The 17,137-nt window shown below is 56.8% G+C and carries 13 protein-coding genes; 3 read left to right on the plus strand and 10 right to left on the minus strand.

Annotation, left to right across the window (positions count from 1 at the left end):
- Positions 1–2 precede the first annotated feature (2 nt).
- Positions 3–236, minus strand: a complete 234-nt coding sequence (locus tag M495_RS19980; RefSeq protein ID WP_020828487.1) for a hypothetical protein — start codon at positions 234–236, stop codon at positions 3–5.
- Between the two features lie 186 nt (positions 237–422).
- Here M495_RS19980 and M495_RS19985 point away from each other — a divergent pair, with 186 nt between their 5' ends.
- Genes M495_RS19985 through M495_RS19995 form a run of 3 tightly spaced genes read left to right on the plus strand, consistent with a single transcriptional unit; the run spans position 423 to position 3,031 of the window.
- Positions 423–1,091, plus strand: a complete 669-nt coding sequence (locus M495_RS19985; RefSeq protein WP_020828488.1) for a response regulator — start codon at positions 423–425, stop codon at positions 1,089–1,091.
- Positions 1,088–2,494, plus strand: a complete 1,407-nt coding sequence (locus tag M495_RS19990; protein WP_020828489.1) for an ATP-binding protein — start codon at positions 1,088–1,090, stop codon at positions 2,492–2,494. The genes M495_RS19985 and M495_RS19990 overlap by 4 nt, the downstream gene beginning before the upstream one ends.
- 6 nt (positions 2,495–2,500) lie before the next feature.
- On the plus strand, positions 2,501–3,031 hold the full coding sequence (locus tag M495_RS19995; RefSeq protein WP_020828490.1) for a GNAT family N-acetyltransferase: 531 nt from the start codon (positions 2,501–2,503) through the stop codon (positions 3,029–3,031).
- Positions 3,032–3,035: 4 nt separating this feature from the next.
- Here M495_RS19995 and M495_RS20000 read toward each other — a convergent pair whose 3' ends face one another.
- The 9 genes from M495_RS20000 to M495_RS20040 all read right to left on the minus strand — a co-directional run bounded on the left by M495_RS20000 (position 3,036) and on the right by M495_RS20040 (position 17,131).
- Positions 3,036–4,001, minus strand: a complete 966-nt coding sequence (locus tag M495_RS20000; RefSeq protein ID WP_020828491.1) for a quinone oxidoreductase family protein — start codon at positions 3,999–4,001, stop codon at positions 3,036–3,038.
- Between the two features lie 135 nt (positions 4,002–4,136).
- Entirely contained in the window at positions 4,137–7,421 is a 3,285-nt protein-coding gene (locus M495_RS20005) for an autotransporter outer membrane beta-barrel domain-containing protein (RefSeq protein WP_020828492.1), read from the minus strand.
- A 240-nt stretch (positions 7,422–7,661) separates the two neighbouring features.
- Positions 7,662–10,541: an aminomethyl-transferring glycine dehydrogenase gene (gene gcvP, locus M495_RS20010; RefSeq protein WP_020828493.1), complete on the minus strand. Its 2,880-nt coding sequence runs from the start codon at positions 10,539–10,541 to the stop codon at positions 7,662–7,664.
- An 86-nt stretch (positions 10,542–10,627) separates the two neighbouring features.
- Positions 10,628–11,014 carry a glycine cleavage system protein GcvH gene (gcvH, locus tag M495_RS20015; RefSeq protein ID WP_020828494.1) on the minus strand — a complete coding sequence of 129 codons (387 nt, stop codon included), beginning with the start codon at positions 11,012–11,014 and terminating at the stop codon, positions 10,628–10,630.
- A gap of 44 nt (positions 11,015–11,058) precedes the next feature.
- Entirely contained in the window at positions 11,059–12,156 is a 1,098-nt protein-coding gene (gene gcvT, locus M495_RS20020) for a glycine cleavage system aminomethyltransferase GcvT (RefSeq protein ID WP_020828495.1), read from the minus strand.
- Positions 12,157–12,705: 549 nt separating this feature from the next.
- Positions 12,706–13,908: an FAD-dependent 2-octaprenylphenol hydroxylase gene (gene ubiI, locus M495_RS20025; RefSeq protein ID WP_020828496.1), complete on the minus strand. Its 1,203-nt coding sequence runs from the start codon at positions 13,906–13,908 to the stop codon at positions 12,706–12,708.
- 86 nt (positions 13,909–13,994) lie between these two features.
- Entirely contained in the window at positions 13,995–15,173 is a 1,179-nt protein-coding gene (ubiH, locus tag M495_RS20030) for a 2-octaprenyl-6-methoxyphenyl hydroxylase (RefSeq protein WP_020828497.1), read from the minus strand.
- A 4-nt stretch (positions 15,174–15,177) separates the two neighbouring features.
- Positions 15,178–16,491 carry a Xaa-Pro aminopeptidase gene (gene pepP, locus M495_RS20035; RefSeq protein ID WP_020828498.1) on the minus strand — a complete coding sequence of 438 codons (1,314 nt, stop codon included), beginning with the start codon at positions 16,489–16,491 and terminating at the stop codon, positions 15,178–15,180.
- A gap of 61 nt (positions 16,492–16,552) precedes the next feature.
- A complete protein-coding gene (locus tag M495_RS20040) occupies positions 16,553–17,131 on the minus strand; it encodes a YecA/YgfB family protein (protein ID WP_041414927.1) in 579 nt (192 codons plus the stop codon).
- Positions 17,132–17,137: the final 6 nt, after the last annotated feature.

Genomic DNA, 17,137 nt, shown 5'->3' on the forward strand with positions numbered 1-17,137 from the left:
TATTATTTAATAAAGGGTTGTAGCGCCACCAGGCGCCGCAATTGTTTTTTAATGCGTGGTTTTAAGCTTTTATAAAAATCCGATGACTCCGTATGCTGAATAAGAGGCAGGGTAGGTAACAATGGGCCGCCATGATCCCCATCTTGCGCATCGACGTGGAAAGACAGCATGGTCAATACCAACAATAAAATTGCGCCTAAGCGGGCAGCCTTCATTGAAAGATTGTCGATACGCATTTTTTCCACCTGAATGATTTATTCAGAGTCGAGCGTACTTGAAAAAGGACGGTGCTCCCTTAACGTCAACTTAATCCCAGATTAAGGTTTGCTTAAGAAGGGGTGAACAAACAGGAGTGCGCCGTTGTCTTCCCCTTGCGGTTGTAGTTATATAGCCGCCAGCCCGTGACATAAACCGGATACCCCGTGAACATATTGCTTGTGGAAGACGATCTGCAATTGGGCAAAGCCCTGTGCCGTGCTTTGGAGCTGGCCGGGTTTGATTTGTGCTGGGTGCGGCTAGTCCATGATGCACAACATAAATTGTCTGAGGGCAACTTTGATTTAATGCTGCTGGATCTCACCCTGCCCGACGGCGATGGCTTGAAAAAACTGATCGAATGGCGCGCCGCCGGCCAAAATATTCCGATCATTATTCTCACCGCCCGTGACCGCATTGAAAGCCTGGTCAACAGCCTGGATTCCGGCGCAGATGATTTTCTGGCAAAGCCTTTTGCCCTGCCTGAGCTGATATCCCGCGTAAAGGCGGTAAACCGGCGCATGGCGGGGTTTGCCTCCCAAACCTGGAGCCTGGGCAACCTGTATCTGGACCCGATGAACCACCAGGTCACGCTGGACGATGAACTGCTGTTGCTGTCGAAAAAAGAGTACCGCCTGTTGCACGAACTGATGCGTTGCGCCGGTACCGTGGTGCGTAAGGCCGCCCTAGAACAGCGTCTGTTCGGCAATGGCGATAATGTAGAAAGTAATTCTCTTGAGGTGCACATGCATAATCTGCGACGAAAAATTGGCAAGGAGAGAATTATTACCGTACGCGGCATAGGGTATTTATTGAAAAAAGAGTCTCAGGGATGATTAGCTTCAAATCCTTTTTCATGCGAACCATTGTTTTCCAGGTAATGGCCATACTGGTGCTCTGGGGAATATTGCTGGGCTGGGTAAAATACCTTTATTATCCAGATGCTGAAAAGTACCTGGATAATCAGCAACGCATTGTCGCACAAGGCATCGCCAATATTCTCGATAAGACTGATATCACCGACAAAAATTACACCGATATCATTAAAGATATCGAAGTCATGTATATCGACTCGATTAAAAACGGTATGCAAGACGAGATAGATTATCGCCCGTTATTCGTTGTTTACGACAGCAATAATCGGATGATCTACGCCTCGCCGCAACAGGACAAAGCATTATTCCTTCCTCCTTCAGTGCTGTCCGGCACAATCAGTTACGCCAACGTGAAGTGGCATATCGCCGGCAGTTGGAGCGATAAACAAAAATATCGGGTGATTGTCGGCGAATCCTTTGACAACCGGACCACCATTTTCGGCAATCCGGCGGAAAGTACCGCGATCCCTTTGCTGGTGATCCTGGCGGCGATCATTGTCACGCTGCTGATCACCGCCTACTTCAGCCTGCGGCCGCTGCGGCAAATTGCCCGTACCATCTCTGACCGTAAACCAGGCAATTTATCGCCGATCAATGTACGGGCGCAATATCAGGAAATTCGGCCTGTGGTGCTGGAAATCAATAAGCTGATGACGCGTATCGATGCCGCCAACCAGCGGGAAAAACGCTTTATGGCGGATGCCGCCCACGAACTGCGCACCCCGATTGCCGCCGTGCTGGCACAGCTGCACCTGTTGACCCAGGTGGCGGATAAAACCGAACGGCAGGAAATTATTGGCGACATGCAACAGGGGCTGGATCGCGCCGCATCGCTGTCGCGCCAGCTGATTGATCTGGCCAAGCTGGAGTCGGAAGACTTCCCACTGAAGATTGAAGCAGTGGATATCTACGCAGAAATCAGCAAATGCATTGCTCAACACGTGCCCTACGCAATGGAGAAGAACGTTGAGCTTTCGCTCGAGGGCAGCGAAAACGTGGTGATCAATACCGATCGCCATTCGCTGATCACCATCTTTACCAACCTGCTGGAAAACGCCATCAAATACGCACCGCCCGGCGGCAGGATCGAAGCCAACATCCGTTCGTTGTCCCCCTTGGGCTGCTATATTACCCTGCGTGACAATGGCCCCGGCGTGAGCCGGGAATACCAAAAACGCCTGTTTGAGCGTTTTTATCGCGTGCCTGGCGTCCAGCAGACAGGCAGCGGCCTGGGGTTGGCCATTGCCAAAAACCTGGCCGATAAAATCGGGGCGCAGCTAAGGATCACCGAAGGGCTTGATGAACGCGGCATCGGGTTTGTCATCGACCTACCGGAAAGTTACCTGATATCGACGGAGAACTAACCCCCCATGACCGATCCCATTTTACTGCAGCAGCACCAGCTTGATGCGCTGTGGCAGATCGACCGCAGTGAAATTATTGATACTCTGTATCGCCTGCAAGACGGGGAGTTACAGCCTTACAGCGACTATTACGATGTACGCGGCTGGGATCCACACGATCGGGAAACCTATACGCCGATCCATGAACAATGCTTTGCCCGCGGCGGGGCATTTTTCGCCCTGTTCGAAAAAGGTCAGATTGCCGCAGCTGCGGCGGTAGATACCTTGCCACGCGGCCCGCAACAGGACTTGCACCAACTGCTGTTTTTCTACGTAGGTGCCGCCCAACGCGGTAAAGGGCTGGGCAAAATCCTGTTCCGCCGTTGTCTGCAGCAGGCCAGAAAAGGCGGGGCTCAGGGGCTGTACGTCTCCTCAATCCCCAATAAAAACACCGTGGATTTCTACCTGTCGCAGGGCTGCCAGCTGATTGATCAGCCGGATGCAGAGCTGTTCGCCCGTGAGCCGGAAGATATCCACCTGGTTTGCTATTGCCGCTAGCCGCCTATTGGGCAATACGGATCACCGAACGCACGTCGCTTTTCTTGTTCAGATCCCAGACTTCAGCGATCTCTGATAAGCCGTGCTCCTGGGTTTCGACCGAAATCTGCCCTGCCGCCGCCAATGCCAGAATTTCGCTGGCATATCTTTTCATTTCAGCCACCGGCGGGAAGTTGCCGGTGCCGCTGCCCATGATTTGTAGTTGATTACTGCGCAACACCGCCGCCGGCAGTCGGATATCCGGCCCGGCCATCGATCCGACGTTGACCAAGCGTATGCCGCGTCCACCTGCGTAGGAAGACAAATCATGGTTGTTAAGCGTCGCAAGCAAGGCTTCGGTCGCTGCCCCCCAGATATAATCGACAATCACCTGATAGCCATGCGGCCCCGCTGCGGCGGCGAAAGCCTGTGTCAGTGCAGCCCCTTCCAGTCCAAGATCGACCGTAGCATCAACGTCCAGCGCATCCAGCACGCTCTGGCGGCGACCGGCTGCGACAATTCGTCCCGCCCCCGCCTGACGTGCAGCCGCCACTGCCAGCTTGCCTGACGTCCCGGTCGCGCCAATAATCAGCACCGTTTCACCGGGCTGTAACTCGGCACGCCAGTGCAGTGGCAGCCAGGCAGCAAACGCCGGGTTAATCAACGCGGCGGCGGTAGCATCATCCACCCCTTTCGGCACCGGTACCGTCCAGGAGGCGAGGCTACGTTCTGCCAGCGCGCCGTGCGGTTGGCGGAAGGAGGCAAAATAGACCCGTTGACCGTCCGGCGCGTAGCCAACGCCATCGGTGCCGGGCACGATCGGCAGGACCTTCGGGCTTGAGTAATGCGTTCCGGCCACTATGGCGCGATCCAGTTGTTTGATGCCGGCCACGCTCACCGCGATCACCGTTTCCCCTTCACGCGCTACCGGTTCGTCGATATTGCCAAACACCGGTGCCAGCCCTAATGCGTTTACGATTGCTGCTCTCATCATGGATCCTCACGCCGTTCAGATGGCCCTGCGGCGATAATTGAAAAGGGACACTGCATCATGCCGTGTCCCTTGATAATACATCTAGCCGAAAAGTGTTATTGAAATTCGCTCAGCGGCAAGCTGGTTTAAACATCAGAAGCGCCAGGTCACGGCAACGTTACCCTCTAATGAATGACTGCCCTGGCGTAACAGTTCGCTGGAAACGCCGGCGCCCAAAGAGACCGCCTGGTTGAGTTGATACTGCACACCGGCCTGTGCGGCCAACGTATCACGCCCGGCCAAGGTGCTTTCGCTATCAAAGGCTGAGGCGTTATACCCCACAAATTGAGCGCGCTGGGTCACTTTGTTGCTTAACAACTCATGCTGCCAACCCAGGCGCAAAGTGGCTGACAATGCCTGCGAGCCCTGCAACGGCTGTTGGTACAGTGCCTCCACGCCGAGCGTACTTTGCAGCGAGTCGGCGTAACGCCCCTTAATCTGCAACGGCGCGGTACCGAACCCGGACTCTTTGATTGTGCGATGAGTGGTCGCGGTATAGTCCAGCGCCGCGATCGGGCCGAGGCTGAAGGTATCGCTTAACGCAAAATGATAGCCGCCGCCCAAGGTCAATGTCCCATTCCAGGCCGTCCAGTGACTTTTGCTGGTACCGCTAATGCCGGCAACATCAAACTGGCGCTTCATCTGATTATCCTCCGCCCCTATGCGGCCCAGACCGTAGGCGAAAGGCCCGGCCATCACGTCCTGCGCATAATTGAACTGCAAGCCAACATCAAATGAGGTGCTGTTCGTACGTGCCCGATCGGCGCTTTTGGCATTGACCGTTTGCCCGCCGACCGCCGCGTGGAACCCGGTGGTCAGGCCCGCTACCAGCCCGTTACGTTTCTCGGCACCGAACAGCACGCCATAACGCGATGCGTTGTAACCGGCGATATTGCCCGTATTATTTTGCCAATTGCCACCGCCGTAAGGCAGAGCAAAGCTGATCCAATCTGGCTCGTCGCCGGTGGGTGCCAACGTCAGATTGCGTTCCGGCGCAGTCAAGGCACGGGTTAACTGGCGTTCGCGGTCAAATGAGGTCTGAATCAGGCTGTTATAAGCCGACGGCTCCAGTTGAGCCAACGCGCTATTCACCTGCCGGCCTTCGGGGCTGGAGAAGTCCAGCGCGGTCAGTAACGGCCGCAGGTCATCCCCCGCCGTCGCCGCAGCATGAGCTAACGCCAGACCCACATTTCGTTCATTCGCAGTCTGCGCGTACTGGCTGTAGGCCGATGCGTCACGGGTTGCGCTGATTTGATATTGCCCGTCCTCCAGTGGCGCCACCCGGAAGCTCAGCGTCGGTGACTGTGCCTGAATGCTCAACTGCTCGAATTCACCGCTGACCTGGCCTAATTGCAGCAGGGAAGCACTGTTCATCTGCCAGTCCGAGGCATACCAACCTTTGACCGGCAGCAGCTCCAGAGCCCCGCCCAGACTGGATTTACCGCTAACCTGGAGCTGATCCCCCTGCCCCAGACCGTCAAACATCAGTTGCAGGCGCCCTTGTGGCCCTTGAAGATAATTGCCGTCGATCGAAAGTTTGCCAAAAGGAGACCCGGTGGTGAGCAAGCCGTTGTTGGTGAACAGCCCGGCATCCGACAGCGCATAGCGACTATTACCCGCCAATTGGGCGCCCGGTTGGATATCCACGCTATAGACCTGGTGGTCGCCGTTCAGCGTGGTTTTCCCGCCTTCGGCCACCAGCGCCAGGTTATCCTTGCCGCGGATATTGCCGTTATAGGTGAAATCAAAACTGTTATCCGCCACCTCAGTGACCTGCCCCTGCGCATCTGGCTGCAGGCCGAAGGTTAAGCGAGTCAGGCGAGCCTGGTTATTTTCGTCCCATTGTGCGTAGTCGGAAATTATGTCGCCCTGAATATCGGCGCCGCGCATCACGTTAATCGCACCGGCCAATGCATTCACCGACTGGTAGATGGCCGCTTTGGCTCCTTTCAACGAGCCGGTAATATCGAAGTTAGACACCAACGGCGCAGCGCGGTATTGAGACAGGTCGACCCCAGCCCACTGCCAGATATACGAGCCACGGTATTCGGTTTCGTTGCCCAGCAGGTTGTTGCCGAAATCCAACCTGGCGGCGATGCCTTCTTTACCGGTGGCTTCCAGGCTGCCGCGTTGAACGATATTGTGGCGATCTCCGTATGCCACCAATAAACCGGTGCCGTAATCGCCGTTGGCTTGCACCCGCACGCCAGGTGCAATACTGAGCGTATTCCCTGCGCCATCAATTCTGATACCCGCTGCGGCAACGCCGTCCGCCAAGATATCGCCGCGCTGCTCGACACGATTATTGCTGCCGTAAATGTGCAACCCAACACCCCGTGCTGCGGTATTGGCCTTACCGTCAAGATACGCCGTGCCTGCCGCATTGCGCGCAAAATAACCCTGTTGGTTTACCACTTCCAGGCCGCTGCCGTAAATCGAGCGGCCAAAGAAGTTACGGCGATCGATGTCGTACCCCATGTCCTGCAGCAGCGCCAGCTCGGCCTCCATCATTATGGTGTAATTACGGTAATTTTGGTGGCTCATCAGGCTGCGCTCCAGCTCAATGTGCGACATGTAATCGTCGTCGAGATCGCCCAGTACATCGAGAATACGCACCGGGACACCTGGCATGGCCCCTGCCAATACCTCATTGACGTGGCTACCGGCGAAATAACCCCGATCTTTGCGTACGTCAAAGGCCGAAGGGTCGTCCGGCCCCTCACACTTAGTACACAAGATAGCCTGCCCCGGCTGCGCCGGATTGCCATTGTCATCAAACAGGTGCGAACTCCAGCTGCCGAACGTCGGGCCAAACTGGGTCACACCATCAGCCACACCGGCATCAGCGCTGATGCCTAATGCATGGGCTATTTCATGAAAAATGATGACTTCCAGATCGGCACGGTGATCGGTGGGGATCAGTGCTGGCGAAGCCTGGCCAGGGGTAAAATCCATTTTCCCGATCTGGACGACGGCATGGGCACCGCTGTTCAATTCGCCGGCATCCTGGCCCTGCAACACTGCCTGAAGCTGGGTCAAGCTAAATGCGGCATCACTGACGTCTGGGCTCATCGCTCCGGCGTTCTCGTCGTCAAAGGTGCCGATGTTGATCACGCCCGGCAATTTGCCCGGCAGGGGTTTGATAATATCGGCCCAGCGTTGCGCGGCGCTGATCACCTGAGATTTTTTGGCATCATCCAACACCCAGGTGGAGTGTTTTGGAACGCCATCATCATTTAAATAACTGCCGTCGGTTGGACCGTAGAAGTTCAGTTTAAACACCGTTTGGCCGCTGTTATTCCGAACGTCATAAGTCTCAATTGCCTGCGCGGAACACAAGGGTAAAGCCGCAACGATTGCGATAGCCAACTTTTTCATAGTGCACTCCCTGTCAGTAAATCTTCCCTGCAAAATAGTTTGCTGATGACAATTTAGCCGCAGGGGTTTAAACGGAAAGTAAACTGGAGAGAGTCTTAAACGATCGGGGTAACAAAATGCAGAAAAATAAAATAACCAGTAATTAATCAAATATATAAGCAAGAAAACTCTCAGGGTTTAGCCATAAAAAAAGCAGCGCATAATGCGCTGCTTCCTGATGGCAAACCTCGCCGAATAAACTTATTCGTAATCGCTCATCGGCACGCAGGAACAGAACAGGTTACGATCGCCGTACACGTCATCCAGACGCTTCACGCTCGGCCAGTATTTGTTCTCACGTACCCCGGCGATAGGGAACACCGCCAGCTCACGGCTGTAGGCGTGCTGCCAATCGCTGACCAGCTCCGCCTGCACGTGTGGGGCATTTACCAGCGGGTTATCTTCCAGCGGCCATTCACCTTTTGCTACCCGGTCAATTTCTGCGCGAATCGCCAGCATCGCATCAATAAAGCGATCCAGTTCGACCTTGCTCTCCGACTCGGTTGGCTCAACCATCAGCGTGCCCGCCACCGGGAACGACATGGTCGGCGCATGGAAGCCGTAGTCGATCAGACGTTTGGCGATATCCATTTCGCTGATGCCGGTTTCTTCCTTCAGCGGACGAATATCGAGAATACATTCATGCGCCACGCGATGATCGCGACCGGTATACAGCACTGGGTAAGCGTCCTTCAAACGGGTCGCAATATAGTTGGCATTAAGGATTGCCACCTGGCTGGCCTGCTTCAACCCTTCCGCGCCCATCATTCGGATATACATCCAGCTGATTGGCAGGATAGAAGCACTGCCGAACGGAGCAGCGGAGACCGCGCCCTGCTGGGTGGTCACGCCGTCGATCTGCACCACACTGTGGCCTGGAACGAACGGGGCCAGGTGGGCTTTCACGCCGATAGGGCCCATGCCTGGACCACCGCCGCCGTGCGGGATACAGAAGGTTTTATGCAGGTTAAGGTGCGAAACGTCCGCCCCGATGTAACCTGGGGTGGTGATGCCCACCTGCGCATTCATATTGGCGCCGTCGAGGTAGACCTGGCCGCCGAACTGGTGAACGATCTGGCACACTTCACGAATAGTTTCTTCGTACACGCCGTGGGTCGACGGGTAGGTCACCATGATGCAAGACAGTTCTTCGCCCGCCTGTTCTGCCTTGACGCGCAGGTCATGCAGATCGATGTTGCCGTTCTTGTCGCAGGCGACCACCACCACGCTCATGCCCGCCATTTGCGCGGAAGCAGGGTTGGTGCCGTGCGCAGAACTTGGGATCAGGCAAATATGACGGCCCGCTTCATTGCGGCTTTCATGGTAACGACGGATCGCCAGCAAACCGGCGTATTCACCCTGTGCGCCGGAGTTCGGCTGCATGCAAACCGCATCATAACCAGTCAGTTGCACCAGCCACTGCGACAGTTGGCCAATCATTTGTTGGTAACCTGCCGCCTGCTCCGGTGGACAGAACGGATGCAGTTCGGAGAATTCAGGCCAGGTGATCGGGATCATTTCCGCCGCGGCATTGAGCTTCATGGTGCAGGAGCCCAGCGGGATCATCGCCTGATTGAGCGCCAGGTCCTTACGTTCCAGACGGTGCATATAGCGCATCATCTCGGTTTCGCTGTGATAACGATTGAACACCGGGTGAGTCAGGATCGGATCCTGACGCAGCATGGCGGCAGGGATCGACTGGCTGTTTTTACTCACCGCGGCGTCCAGCGCGTCGATGTCCAGGCCGTGATCGTCGCCAGCCAGCAAGGCAAACAGCGTCTGCACGTCTTCACGTGAGGTCGCTTCGTCCAGCGTAATGCCTACGGCACCGTGAATGTCGGTACGCAAGTTGATGCCGAAGCTCAATGCACGTTCCAGCACCGCAGCCTTGTCTTTCACTTCTACCGTCAGGGTGTCGAACCAGGTTTTATGGCGCAATGCCAGCCCGGCTTGTTGCAGCCCGGCAGCCAGAATATCGGTCAGACGATGGATGCGCCCGGCGATGCGTTGCAGGCCCTGCGGGCCATGGTACACCGCATACAGGCTGGCTATGTTGGCCAGCAGCACCTGCGAGGTACAGATATTCGAGTTGGCTTTTTCGCGGCGGATATGTTGCTCACGGGTTTGCATCGCCATGCGCAGCGCGGTGTTGCCGGCGGCATCGCGGGAAACACCAATGATACGGCCCGGCATTGAGCGTTTGAACTCGTCGCGACAGGCAAAGAAGGCGGCATGTGGGCCGCCGTAGCCCATCGGCACGCCGAAACGCTGTGCAGAACCGAACACCACGTCGGCTCCCTGTTTGCCCGGTGCGGTCAGCAGCACCAACGCCATAATGTCGGCTGCCACGCTGGTGCCGATTTTACGGTTCTTCAGCTCGGCCAGCAGTGCGCTGTAGTCGTGCAGTTCACCGGTGGTACCGACCTGTTGCAGCAGCACGCCAAACACGCCTTGCAGCTCCAGAACTTTCTCGGCTTTATCCACGATCACTTCGAAACCGAAGGTTTCGGCGCGGGTACGCACCACGTCCAGCGTCTGAGGATGTACGTCATCAGCCACGAAGAAACGGTTGGCGTCTTTCAGCTTGCTGGCGCGTTTGGCCAGCGCCATCGCTTCGGCAGCCGCAGTGGCTTCGTCCAACAGCGAGGCGGACGCCAGATCCAAACCGGTCAAATCCAGGGTCAGGGTTTGGAAGTTCAACAGCGCCTCAAGACGGCCCTGGGATACTTCTGGCTGATACGGGGTATAAGCGGTGTACCAACCTGGGTTTTCCAGCATGTTGCGCAGGATCACCGGCGGCGTCAGCACCGCGCTGTAGCCCATACCGATATAGGATTTGTAGCGCTGATTCTGCGAGGCAATCGCCTTCAGTTCGGCCAACGCCTGATGTTCAGTTGCCGCATCGCCCACCGGCGGCGGCGCAGGCAGTTGAATGTCTGCCGGCACAATCTGTTGGATCAGCGCGCTGAGCGAGCGTGCGCCCACCGCTTCCAGCAACTGCTGCTGTTGTTCTGCAGAAGAGCCGATGTGACGTTCGATGAACGCTTCGCTGTGTTCAAGTTGGCTGAGTGTCTGAGTCATTGCTACAAATTCCTGAATTCTGGCGTGGTACGGGATATAGCCTGAACTAAAACGCCCCGGCAGAAAGACCTGGGGCGTTGCATGGATTACTCGTCGATAGAAGCCTGATAAGCACCGGCGTCCAGCAGGTTCGCCAGCTCGCTCTCGTCTGATGCTTTAATCTGGAACAGGAAACCTTCACCGTAAGGCTCGCTGTTCACCAGCTCCGGAGAACCTTCCAGTTCAGCGTTTACCGCTACGATTTCGCCGCTGATTGGCGCGTAAATGTCCGATGCCGCCTTAACGGATTCCGCCACGGCGCAATCTTCGCCTGCGGCAACGACGCGGCCCACTTCTGGCAAATCAACAAACACCATATCGCCCAGCAGTTCCTGCGCGTGTTCGGTGATACCTACGGTGTAAACGCCGTTACCTTCTGAACGAACCCACTCGTGGGAGGATGCGTATTTCAATTCTGTTGGCACATTGCTCATCGCCAGCTACTCCTTCGAAGAAATAAAGAATCAATAAACAAAAATTAATTAATCAGTGACTTACCGGCACGCACAAAGCCAGGTTTGGTGACCCTGACCGGCATTTCACGGTTGCGGATCTGTACGATAGCCTGTTCGCCGATACCGGCAGGGACGCGGGCCAGGGCGATGCTGAAGCCCAGGGTCGGTGAAAATGAACCGCTGGTGATCACCCCTTCATGCGTCTGGCCTGCCGCATCGGTGAAACGCACCGGCAGCTCATTACGTAATACGCCTTTTTCCGTCATGATCAAGCCGACCAGTTGTTCGGTGCCCTGCTCACGCTGTTTTTCCAGCGCGTCACGACCGATGAACTGACGATCTTCCGGCTGCCAGGCGATGGTCCAGCCCATGTTGGCGGCCAACGGCGAAATACTTTCATCCATCTCCTGGCCATACAGGTTCATGCCAGCTTCCAGACGCAGCGTGTCACGCGCGCCCAGCCCGGCTGGCTTAACGCCTGCCGTCAGCAGTTGCTGCCAGAAATCCGCCGCCTGCTCTTTCGGCAGGGCGATTTCATAACCCGCTTCGCCGGTATAACCGGTGGTGGCGATAAACAGATCCCCTGCCTGCACGCCGAAGAAAGGCTTCATGCCTTCAACCGCGTTTTTTTGTTCCGGGGTGAATAAGGTAGCCGCGCGTTCTTTGGCCTGCGGGCCCTGCACTGCAATCAGCGCCAGATCGTCACGCACCGTCAGCGTTACGCCATACGGCGCTGCGTGCTCTTCGATCCAGGCCAGGTCCTTGTCGCGTGTGGCGGAGTTCACCACCAGGCGGAAATAGTCTTCAGTAAAGAAGTAAACGATCAGGTCGTCGATTACGCCGCCGGACGCGTTCAGCATGCCGGTGTACAGCGCTTTGCCAGGCTGGGTGAGCTTGGCGACATCGTTCGCCAGCAGGTAACGCAGGAATTCACGGGTACGGGCACCGCGCAAATCAACAATGGTCATATGGGAGACGTCGAACATACCGGCATCCTGACGCACGGCGTGGTGCTCATCGATCTGGGAGCCATAATGCAGCGGCATCATCCAGCCATGAAAATCTACCATGCGCGCACCGCACGCCACGTGCTGGTCGTACAGTGGGGTTTGCTTTGCCATCTTTTCCCTCATTCCACTCAGAAGCTGAAGATAGGGTGCTGCTACGCAATACGTCAGATTATGGCTCGTGGCCGGATTGCGTGGCGCACTGACTGCCCAACAGAAACGCTGCGTCGAAATTGACAAAAACTGCGGCAAATCGCCGCGACGCAAACGATACCTTTGCCCTGACGTTATCACCGAACGACCACATTAACCATAAGTTAAAATAGGCTGGACGGCGTTCTGCGCCAGTAAAAAGCTGGGCTAGTGTGCAGAGTTTTAAACTGGAAAACTGCGCTTTAAGGCACAAAACCAACAATTAGAGCACCAAAAATCCGAAGTTATATAACAAACCCACGGCCAGAGACGGAATTTCGACTTTTGATAACCGGTTATGGAATTAGAAAAAGTAATGGTAAAAACAGCCTGAAATTAGATTATTTCAAATGAAGGGTTATATAAGGAAAAGCTATGGGCATAAGGCGCAGATCTGCGCCTTTGGAGAGCGATAACGCTACGGGGAAACAAGACAGAAAGACCGGCAAACCGGTCTCTCTCAGGCGGTGATCAGGCCAGCCAATCCGGCAGATCGTTCAGGCCCATAGCCTGGCGCACCAGCTTCGGCTTCACGCCCGGCAGGCTGTCAGCCAGCCGCAGCCCGACATCGCGCAGCAACTTCTTCGCCGGGTGATTGCCGTCAAACAGTTCGCGGAACCCTTGCATGCTGGCCAGCATGACCGCTGCACCGTGTTTGCGACGACGCTCATAGCGGCGCAGATACAGGTGTTGACCGATGTCCTTGCCCTGACGTTGCAGGCGGCGCAATTCGGCGATCAGCTCGGCGGCGTCCATAAAGCCCAGGTTGACCCCCTGGCCAGCCAACGGATGTACGGTATGGGCAGCATCGCCCACTAATGCCAGACGGTGTGCAGCAAAGCTACGCGCATAGCGCCCGGTCAACGGGAAGGTCTGGCGTTCGCTTTCCAACTGGCAGGCGCCAAGGCGCAGATCGAAGGCCATCGCCAACTCACGGTTAAACTGCTCGGGCTCCAGTTGCCTGAGGCGTTCGGCCTCTTCAGGAGCAACCGACCAGACGATGGAGCTTAAATGCGGATCGCTGAACGGCAGAAATGCCAGAATGCCGTCGCCGTGGAATACCTGACGCGCCGTCGCCAAATGCCGCTCTTCGGTGCGAATGGTGGCCACCAACGCATGATGGCGGTAGTCCCAGAAGGTCAACGGGATATCGGCATGCTGACGCAGCCAGGAGTGAGCGCCGTCGGCGCCGATCACCAGCCGGGCGGTCAGCATGCGGCCGTCCTCAAGGGTGATAAACGCGTCGTTTTCGCCCCAGGCTACCTGTTTGAGCGCCGCCGGGGTAATCAGCGTGACATCGCTCAGGCTTGCCGCCCGTTTCCACAACGCCTGCTGGATCACCGAGTTTTCAATGATGTGGCCGAGGTGGCTGAAGCCGCATTCGTCACCGCGGAAGGCAATCTTGCCGAAGCTGTCGCGATCCCACACTTCCATCGCGTTATAGGCACTGGCGCGCAGATTGAGGATCTCGTCCCAGACGCCAATATGCTGCAGCAGGCGCTCGCTGGCGGCGTTGATGGCGGATACGCGCAGTGCCGGCTGTGGCGACGGCGGTGTCATATCCGGTTGCTGATGCTCCAGCACCGCAACGCGCAGGCTGCTGCCCTGCAATCCGCAAGCCAGTGCCAGCCCCACCATACCGCCACCGGCGATAACCACGTCAAATGATTGCATGCTGCTCAATTTCCTTAAATGACGCGCTGCGCAGTGATTGCCCAGCGCTTTTGGGCGCAACACGCTGCGCCGCTACTGATTATTGCCTAGCGATCTACCCATCCCAAAGTCCGCTTGGCAAAGGCATCACGCACCGCCGGCAATTGGGCCATCGCCATCAGACCGAGATTACGTCCGACCACCAAAGGACCGTAACGGTTGGCGAACAGCCGGATCAAACCGTCGGTGACGCCAATCGTCGCTTGCTGATCCTGCTGGCGGCGTTGTTGATAACGGCTTAACAACGCATAGCCACCGGGATCTTCTCCGTCCTGCTGTGCCTGGGCCAGCGTTTCCGCCAGCGACATCACGTCGCGCAGGCCAAGGTTGAACCCCTGACCGGCGATCGGATGCAACGTCTGGGCGGCATTGCCCACCAGAGCCAGCCGATGGCTGACGTGCTGATTAGCGGTCAATAGGCTGAGCGGATAGCTGTGGCGCTTACCGGCACGCAGGATCCGCCCCAATCGCCAGCCGAACGCCTGCTGCAATTCACTGATAAAGCGTGCATCGTCCCACGCATCAACCTGTTCACGATCTTCGCGTGCATGGCACCACACCAATGAGCTACGCCCCTGGGACATTGGCAACAGCGCCAAAGGCCCGTAGCGGGTGAAACGCTCAAAGGCACGCCCTTGCGGATGCACTGCCGTGGTTACGTTGGCGATGGTGGCAAACTGCGGATAGTCACTTTGCTGCCATTGCAGATTACAGGCCTGTGCCAGCGCCGAGCGCGAGCCGTCCGCTGCCACCAGCAATTTTCCACTGATACGCCGACCATTATCCAGCAATACCTCGGCCTGCTCCGCCGTGCGCACCACATCGACCACTCTGGCCGGACAATGCAGCGTGACGCCGGGTGCCTTGGCCAGCAACGCAAACAACCGTTGCCCGGCGTCGTGCAGTTCAATCACCTGCCCTAGCGCGTCAACCTGATAATCTTGCGCGTACAGATTAACGAACCCGGCGTGACCGCGATCGCTGACGTGTACCTCGGTGATGGCAGTCGCACAATCGCGCAATGCCGGCCAAACGCCGATACGCGTCAACTGTTGGCAGGTGCCCTGCGCCAAGGCAATGGCGCGGGCGTCAAACCCCGGATGGCTACGATCGTCCGGTCGGGTGGCTTCGACCAGATCAACCGCCATTCTTCCCTGAGTGAGTGATGAAATGGCCAGCGCCAAGGTCGCGCCCGCCATGCCGCCGCCAACAATAATTACGCTCATGCCGTTACCTTGCCGCCGCCATCAGTGCTTCGATGGCGTCAGCGTCTTTCACTACGCTGGCGGTCAGGTTTTCATTACCGTTGGCAGTGATCACAATGTCATCTTCAATGCGAATGCCCATGCCGCGGTACTCTTCCGGCACGTCGGCATCCGGCGCGATGTACAGCCCTGGCTCGACGGTAAACACCATGCCCGGCTCCAGCGTGCGGTCGCGGTTTGGCGTGCCGTAATGCCCGACGTCGTGCACATCCAGCCCCAGCCAGTGGCCAAGTCCATGCATGTAGAACTGACGATGGGCCTGTTCGGCAATCAGCTGCTCCACTTCGCCCTTCAGGATCCCCAGCTCCACCAGCCCGGTGATCATGATGCGTACCACCTCATCATTGACCTCACGGATACTGGTACCCGGTTTGAACAGCTCTAGGGCACGCGTCAGCGATGCCAGCACGATGTCATACACCGCGCGCTGCGGCCGGCTGAACTTGCCGTTGACCGGGAAGGTACGAGTGATGTCGCCCGCGTAGCCTTTATACTCACAGCCGGCGTCGACCAGCACCAGATCGCCATCGCGCAATTCACTTTCATTTTCGGTGTAGTGCAAAATGCAGGCGTTGTCACCGCCGCCGACAATGGTGTTGTAAGACGGATAACGAGCGCCAAAGCGGGTAAATTCGTGATGAATTTCCGCTTCAAGCTGGTATTCGAACATGCCGGGACGGCATTTCTGCATCGCGCGGGTATGGGCCAGCGCGCTGATTTCACCGGCGCGGCGCATGATCGCCAGCTCTTCAGACGATTTGAACAGGCGCATTTCATGCACCCACGGACGCCAGTCGGTCACGGTCGCCGGTGCCTGAAGATTCTGGCGGAAACCCTTACGCAGCTTGTCCAGCGCATCGAACAGGATTTTATCGGCGTAGTCGTATTGGCCCTGCCCGTGGTAAACCACGTCCAGGCCATTGAGCAGCAGGGGTAATTGATCGTTGATTTCATCGAACGGCAGCGCGCGGTCCACACCCAGTTTCGCCGGAGCCGCTTCTTGCCCCAGACGACGGCCAAACCAGATTTCCGCCGTCAGGTCGCGCACCCGGTTGAACAGCACGCTGTGGTTGTGCGTCTCGTCGCTCTTGACCAGAATCAACACCGAACCCGGTTCGTTGAAGCCGGTCAGATACCAGAAATCGCTGTTCTGACGGTAGGGATATTCGGTATCTGCACTGCGCGTCACTTCCGGCGCAGAGAAAATAATTGCCGCGCTGGCCGGAGCCATTTTAGCCAACAGCGCCTGACGGCGGCCGTTGAATTCCTGCTGAGTCATCACCTTCTCCTGAAATCAATCTGCCTGTGCTCACGGCCGCTAAGGACGTGAAATCGGGTGTTTAGTGCAAGGTCGGTTTGGCATTTTCCGGCGCCGTCGGCTTATGGCGGGTAAATTCGGTGTGGCACAAAATGGCCGCCACACGCACGTACTCCACCACTTCCTCCAGAGAGTGCTCAAGCTCTTCCTGGTCTTCGTCTTCGTCATAACCGAGCTGAGCGATATTGCGCAGATCGTCGATCGCCTCGCCCACTTCGTCTTTCACCTGCGCCAGCTTGGGTTGCATCATGCCCAGCCCCAGCAGGAAATGATTCACCCAACCGGCCAGCGCATCGGCGCGGTCAAACACGCTGACGGTTTCGCCTTCCGGCATCATCAATTGGAACATGAAGTCGTCATCTTCCAGCGTTTCACGCGTGATTTCATGAAGTTGCTGTAACGGCAGGCTCAGCGCCTGCGGGAAGGCCACGCCTTCATTGGTCAGATCGTAGACCAGCGATTGCCAGCCGGCGTCGCGGCTGCCACCGCACAGCAGGCCGCTGATCAGGCCGTGCATTTCTGCTGCGGTTAACGCCACCGCTTGCTGGTTGAGAGCAACGGTCAAAGATTGGTAACTTGGAAATGTATTCTGTATAGACATGCGCAT

The organism is Serratia liquefaciens ATCC 27592 (assembly GCF_000422085.1).
Classification (GTDB): Bacteria; Pseudomonadota; Gammaproteobacteria; order Enterobacterales; family Enterobacteriaceae; genus Serratia; species Serratia liquefaciens.

What these genes read in the sequence shown, in the direction of transcription:
- gcvT (WP_020828495.1), bottom strand. Translation starts at nt 12,156, where the DNA reads ATGGCAAAGCAAACCCCACTGTACGACCAGCACGTGGCGTGCGGTGCG.
- M495_RS19990 (WP_020828489.1), top strand. Translation starts at nt 1,088, where the DNA reads ATGATTAGCTTCAAATCCTTTTTCATGCGAACCATTGTTTTCCAGGTA.
- ubiH (WP_020828497.1), bottom strand. Translation starts at nt 15,173, where the DNA reads ATGAGCGTAATTATTGTTGGCGGCGGCATGGCGGGCGCGACCTTGGCG.
- gcvP (WP_020828493.1), bottom strand. Translation starts at nt 10,541, where the DNA reads ATGACTCAGACACTCAGCCAACTTGAACACAGCGAAGCGTTCATCGAA.
- M495_RS20000 (WP_020828491.1), bottom strand. Translation starts at nt 4,001, where the DNA reads ATGAGAGCAGCAATCGTAAACGCATTAGGGCTGGCACCGGTGTTTGGC.
- M495_RS20040 (WP_041414927.1), bottom strand. Translation starts at nt 17,131, where the DNA reads ATGTCTATACAGAATACATTTCCAAGTTACCAATCTTTGACCGTTGCT.
- gcvH (WP_020828494.1), bottom strand. Translation starts at nt 11,014, where the DNA reads ATGAGCAATGTGCCAACAGAATTGAAATACGCATCCTCCCACGAGTGG.
- M495_RS19995 (WP_020828490.1), top strand. Translation starts at nt 2,501, where the DNA reads ATGACCGATCCCATTTTACTGCAGCAGCACCAGCTTGATGCGCTGTGG.
- M495_RS19980 (WP_020828487.1), bottom strand. Translation starts at nt 236, where the DNA reads ATGCGTATCGACAATCTTTCAATGAAGGCTGCCCGCTTAGGCGCAATT.
- M495_RS20005 (WP_020828492.1), bottom strand. Translation starts at nt 7,421, where the DNA reads ATGAAAAAGTTGGCTATCGCAATCGTTGCGGCTTTACCCTTGTGTTCC.
- pepP (WP_020828498.1), bottom strand. Translation starts at nt 16,491, where the DNA reads ATGACTCAGCAGGAATTCAACGGCCGCCGTCAGGCGCTGTTGGCTAAA.
- ubiI (WP_020828496.1), bottom strand. Translation starts at nt 13,908, where the DNA reads ATGCAATCATTTGACGTGGTTATCGCCGGTGGCGGTATGGTGGGGCTG.